Raw genomic sequence first — 912 nt, 5'->3', positions numbered from 1 at the left:
CCGGTGCTCACGTAGTTGTATGCGAACACGAAGTTCTTCAGGTAGCCGTCGAACGAGATCGGGGCGGCGGACGTCGTCGTGCTGCCGGTCGACAGCGCCGCCGAGGTCGGCTTCGACGCGGCGCCCGGGTCGAACGCGTCGGTGTTCTTCACGTTGTCCGCGTTGAAGGTCTGCCCGTTGTACAGCGGGTTGCCGTTGCCGGCCGGGTTCGCGAACCCGGCGAGCGTCGGCGTCTGCACCTTCACGTTCCAGATCGTCAGCCCGTCGACGCCGCTCGGCACCACGTGGAAATTCGGGCTGTTGTTCAGCGTGATGCGGTACAGCGTGAGGTTCTTCGCGTAGTTGAACACCATCAGCCGGAAATTCGACTGCGAGCCGAAGCCGGTCGTGCCGTTCTGCACCATGTTGCCGAGATACGCGAGATCCCACCACGTCATGTTACGCACCGTCGATTTCGAGTCGACGACGGTGCCGCCGTCGTCGCACGCGGTGCCGTCGGGCGCCACGGTGCCGCTCTTGTAGGCCGCGTAGGTGTTCGAGCACGTCAGGTCGACCTTCATCAGCGGGTATTTCGCATCGGACGTCACGAGCTCCGCGTAGCCGCGGCCGTCGATCCGGCCGTCGCCGACCACCGCCGCGTTGACGAGGTTGGTGCCGGTGATCAGCGCGGCGCAGTTCGACGAACTGCCGGCTTTCGTCGCGCTGACGGCCGTGTTGCCGCAGTACGGCCCGGCGGCGTTCGGCGAATACGCTTTCACGTCGCGCGATGCATACAGCGTGACGCCCTTGTCGATCCACAGCGTGACGCCGGACGGCAGCGTCAGCGGCCCGCTGATGAAGCCGTTGCCGGGCCCCGCGTGATTGACGACGAGCCGCACCGCGAACTTGCCCGCGCGGTACTTCGGCTTCGCG

At 66.2% G+C, this 912-nt stretch carries 1 protein-coding gene; it reads right to left on the bottom strand.

Features of this window, described 5'->3' with window-relative positions; translation table 11 throughout:
- A partial coding sequence (locus JMF90_RS38655) for a glycosyl hydrolase family 28 protein (protein ID WP_236598151.1) occupies window positions 1–912 on the bottom strand: 912 nt, incomplete at both ends.

Origin of the sequence: Burkholderia sp. E168m23 (genome assembly GCF_016586125.1) — a bacterium.
Lineage (GTDB): Bacteria > Pseudomonadota > Gammaproteobacteria > Burkholderiales > Burkholderiaceae > Burkholderia > Burkholderia orbicola.
This window is presented reverse-complemented; position numbering and strand designations above follow the sequence as displayed.